Source organism: Micromonospora sp. I033 (assembly GCF_053890995.1).
Genome location: NZ_JBSSLX010000339.1, coordinates 1 through 3,952 on the forward strand (window position 1 = coordinate 1; position 3,952 = coordinate 3,952).

Here is a 3,952-nt window from a genome sequence, read left to right on the forward strand (position 1 = left end):
GCGACGCGGTCACGCTCGCGCTCACCGCCGCGAACTACGACGAGCTCGACTCGGCCCGGGACCTCCTCGACACCGCCGAGCGGCTCGCCGAAGCGCACGGCACGGCCTGCCGGCCACAGCCGGACCAGCAGCGCGGACGCGGCCGCGTCGGGCGCTGGGCGGCGGCGTCCGGGCCGGTCGTCGCCGCGACCGACGCCAGCTGGAAGGGCCGCGCCGGCGGCATCGCCTACGTGGTCAGCGACGGCCACTACGGCCTGCGCGGCCGGGGCACCGGCCGGCTCGACCCGACCGGCGCGTCGCGGGTGCTGATCAACGAGTTGCGGGCGGTGGACTTCCTGCTCTCGGCGTACGAGGAGGCGCCAGCGGGGATGACGGTGCTGCTGGACAGCACTGTGGCGCTGCGCTGGCTGCGTCGGTGGCAGGCCGGTGAGGTGTCGGCGATGCCGGCCGGCTACAGCCTGCGCCAGCGCCGGTGGGCCGACCGGCCGACGCTGGTCCGGCTCGCCGATCAGGTGAGCCTACGGCCGGACCTGTGCTTCGCGCACGTCAAGGGGCACAGCGGGCACGCTCTCAACGAGGCCGCCGACGGCCTGTCGCACATGGCCCGCCGCCGGGTCGAAGAGACCTTCGACGTCCACCCGCGGGCGCACGCCCTGGTCGACGCCTTCCTGCTGGACTGGCACGCCGGTCTCCCCCACTGACCCGGCCCGCCGGGCACGCCGCCTGATCCTCTGCCGACACAGCACAGCTTCCCCACCACCCCTCGGGCGGGTCGACGAGCCGTCGACCCGCGGACACCACGCGCCTGGAGTAGAAGACGATGACCCTTGTCCAAGCACGTTGGGCCGGTCCGGGATTTCACCCGCACCAGCCGGTCGGACTCATCCCGGCCGCCGCGCCGCCCGTCGGCCCGGCGGGACGTGGCGGCGCTCACCATGCCGTCGCCGGTCCGCCCAGCCCCGGCTGTCCTGTTGCACTGCCGGCCTGACGGCCGATCACTTCACTGACGGCAAGTGCGCAGCGTCGTCGCACCACCACCGCCAGCGAGCCGGCCCGAGCCGGAGCCATCCGCCTTCCCTGCCCTCCCCGGAGGTCGCCTGATGAACCACACCGAACCCCTGGTCGAGCTGATCTTCGACCGGCTCGCCGCCGACCGCGTACCCGATGACACCGCCGAGGTGGTCCTCGCCGCGCTGAGCGGCGAGGCCGACCTGGACGCCGCGCTCGCCGGCGCGCCGACCGCACTGGAGCCGCAGCGCCCGGCGGCGGACGAGCCGCGGGAGCGGATCTGGCTCTCGTCGGTCACCGTCGCCGGGTTCCGCGGCGTCGGCCCGGAACGCACCTTCGCCATCGAGCCCGGCCCCGGACTGACCGTGGTGGTCGGTCGAAACGGCTCCGGCAAGTCCAGCTTCGCCGAGGCCGTGGAACTGGCGCTCACCGGCGACAGCGCGCGCTGGGCGGACCGCAACAGCGTGTGGCGTACCGGGTTGCGCAACCTGCACGCCAGCGACCCGTGCCGGATCGCCGTCGAGCTGCGGGTCGACGGGACGGCCACGCCCACCCGGGTGGTCCGTTCCTGGCCGTCGGAGGCGGAGCTGGGCGACGCCGAGGTGGCGGTCACCAGCGCCCGCGGCAGCCATCAGGACCTCGCCGAGCTGGGGTTGGCCCGGCCGCTGGAGCTGTACCGGCCGTTCCTCACCGCCGCCGAGCTGGGCCGGCTCACCGCCGGCACGCAGAGCCAGCTCTTCGACGCCATCTCCGCGATCCTCGGCCTGGAGGCGATCACCGACGCCGACCGCCGCCTCATGGCCGCCGCGCGCCCCGTCGACACCACCATCAAGGAGGTACGCGGACACCGCGCCACCCTGACCGACACCCTCTTGGGGATCGACGACGACCGGGCCCGGCGGGCCGCCGAGCTGCTGCGCACCCGGGGCGCGGCCGACGTGGCGGCGCTGACCACGATCCTCGATGAGCCGGAGGACCCGACCGCCGACGAGGCGGTGCTGCTCTGCCGGCGGCTGGTGGCGATGCAGCTGCCCGACGCCGACGAGGTGACCCGGCTGGCCGAGCAGCTGCGGGAGGCCGCCGCGGACGCGCGCCGGCACGACGGCGGGCGGTCGCGGGCGTCGCTGCGCAGCGCCGAGCTACTCCGGCTGGCCATCGAGCACCACGACGACCAGGGCGACGGGCTGTGCCCGGTCTGCGCGACGGGCCGGCTCGACGGCGACTGGCGGACCAGCGCGACCGCGTCCCTGGCGGAGCTGCGCGACCGCACCCTCGCCGCCCAGGCCGCCGCTTCCCGGCTGACCGCGCTGCTGCAGCGGGCGCACTATCTGATCGACGACCTGGACGTGCCCTCCGGTGACGCCGACGCGGTGCCGGTCGACGACCTGCACGCGGCGGTGACGGCGCTGCGGCTGACACCGGGTGGGCCGGAGGAGCTGGCCGATCATCTGACCGCGCGGTACCCGGCTGTGCTCGCGGCGGCGCAGGCCGCGCAGGCGTATGCGACGGGTCTGCTCCGCCAGCGCGACACCGGCTGGCAGGCGGCGGCCGCCGAGCTGCGGGCCTGGGTCGCGTCGGCCGGGACGCTGCCGGACCGGGAACGCTCCCTCGCGCGGGTGAAGGCCGCGCGGGCGTGGCTGAAGGCGACCGGGGCAGAGCTGCGCAACCAGCGGGTGGCGCCCTTCGCCGAGCACTCGCAGCGGATCTGGGCGCAGCTGCGACAGGAGAGCAACGTCGAGCTGGGCGCCATGACCCTGGCGGGCATGAACACCCGGCGGCGGGTGGTGATCCCGGTCAGCGTGGACGGCACGGACAACGGCACCGCCCTCGGGGTGATGAGCCAGGGCGAGATGCACGCCCTCGGTTTGGCGACGTTCCTGCCGCGCGGCTGCGCGCCGGAGAGCCCGTTCCGGTTCATCGTGGTCGACGACCCGGTGCAGAGCATGGACCCGGCCAAGGTGGACGGGCTGGCCCGGGTGCTCGCCGAGCTGGCCGAGCAGCGGCAGGTGGTGGTCTTCACCCACGACACCCGGCTGCCCGACGCCCTCGCCCGCCTCGACCTCGGTCGCTCCCGCATCGTGGAGGTGACCCGCGCGGAGCGGTCGGTGGTAACCCTGCGGCCCGGCTCCGACCCGGTCACCCGCTACCTGGACGACGCCTACGCGCTGGCCCGCACCGAGGAGATCGCGTCCGAGGTGCGCGGGCCGGTGGTGGCGGAGCTGTGCCGCTCGGCGATCGAGGCGGCCTGCCACCGGATCGTGTGGCGCCGGCGAGTGGCCCGAGGCGTGCCGCACGACGACATCGAGGCGGCCGTTGTGGCCGCGTCCCGCAGGCTGACCACCACCGTCGCGCTGGCCCTCTTCGACGACGCCGGCCGGGGCGGGGACGTGCTCGGGTATCTCAGTCGCCGGCATGGGTCGCGGGCGGTGGGCGCGTACAAGGCGTGTAAGGAGGGTGTGCACGGCGCGTACCTGTTCGACCTGCCCGTCCTGGTCGCGGACGCCCGCTACCTCGCGGCGGCGCTGCAACCTCCCACGGCTGCCGTGCTCGCGCCTCGGGACGGTGCGGAGGTCCGGTCGTGACCGCGCCGACGCCCCGGCGCTGCCTAGCGGCGGCCGACCAGATGCTGCGCGGCGCCGGCCCGCTCGGCGCGGCCGCGGTGACCGCCGGCTGGTGGCCGCGGGCGTGCGCCTGCCTGATCCGGCTCGCCCTCGAAGGCGGCATCGACGCCTACTGGCGGCGAACCCGTCCGGTCGTGGCGGCGTGCCGGCAGGGCCGGGCGAAGCAGCTGATGCTGCGCGGCCGGTTCGGGCCCGGCCCCGCCGTCGCCCGGCGGGTCGCCTTCGCCTGGGCGGCCCTGTCGGCCGCCGCCCACCATCACTGCTACGAGCTGGCGCCGACGGCCGCCGAGCTGCGTCGCCTGCACACCGAGGTGAGCGCCCTG

3 protein-coding genes are annotated in these 3,952 nt (G+C 75.6%); all 3 read left to right on the forward strand.

Annotated features, from left to right (window positions below):
* On the forward strand, positions 1 to 701 hold a 701-nt coding region (locus ACW0Q9_RS29645), incomplete at its 5' end, for an RNase H family protein (RefSeq protein ID WP_456186934.1).
* A 399-nt stretch (positions 702 to 1,100) separates the two neighbouring features.
* On the forward strand, positions 1,101 to 3,590 hold the full coding sequence (locus ACW0Q9_RS29650; protein WP_456186936.1) for an AAA family ATPase: 2,490 nt from the start codon (positions 1,101 to 1,103) through the stop codon (positions 3,588 to 3,590).
* On the forward strand, positions 3,587 to 3,952 hold a 366-nt coding region (locus ACW0Q9_RS29655), incomplete at its 3' end, for a hypothetical protein (protein WP_456186938.1). The genes ACW0Q9_RS29650 and ACW0Q9_RS29655, both read left to right, overlap by 4 nt.

What these genes read in the sequence shown, in the direction of transcription:
- ACW0Q9_RS29650 (WP_456186936.1), top strand. Translation starts at nt 1,101, where the DNA reads ATGAACCACACCGAACCCCTGGTCGAGCTGATCTTCGACCGGCTCGCC.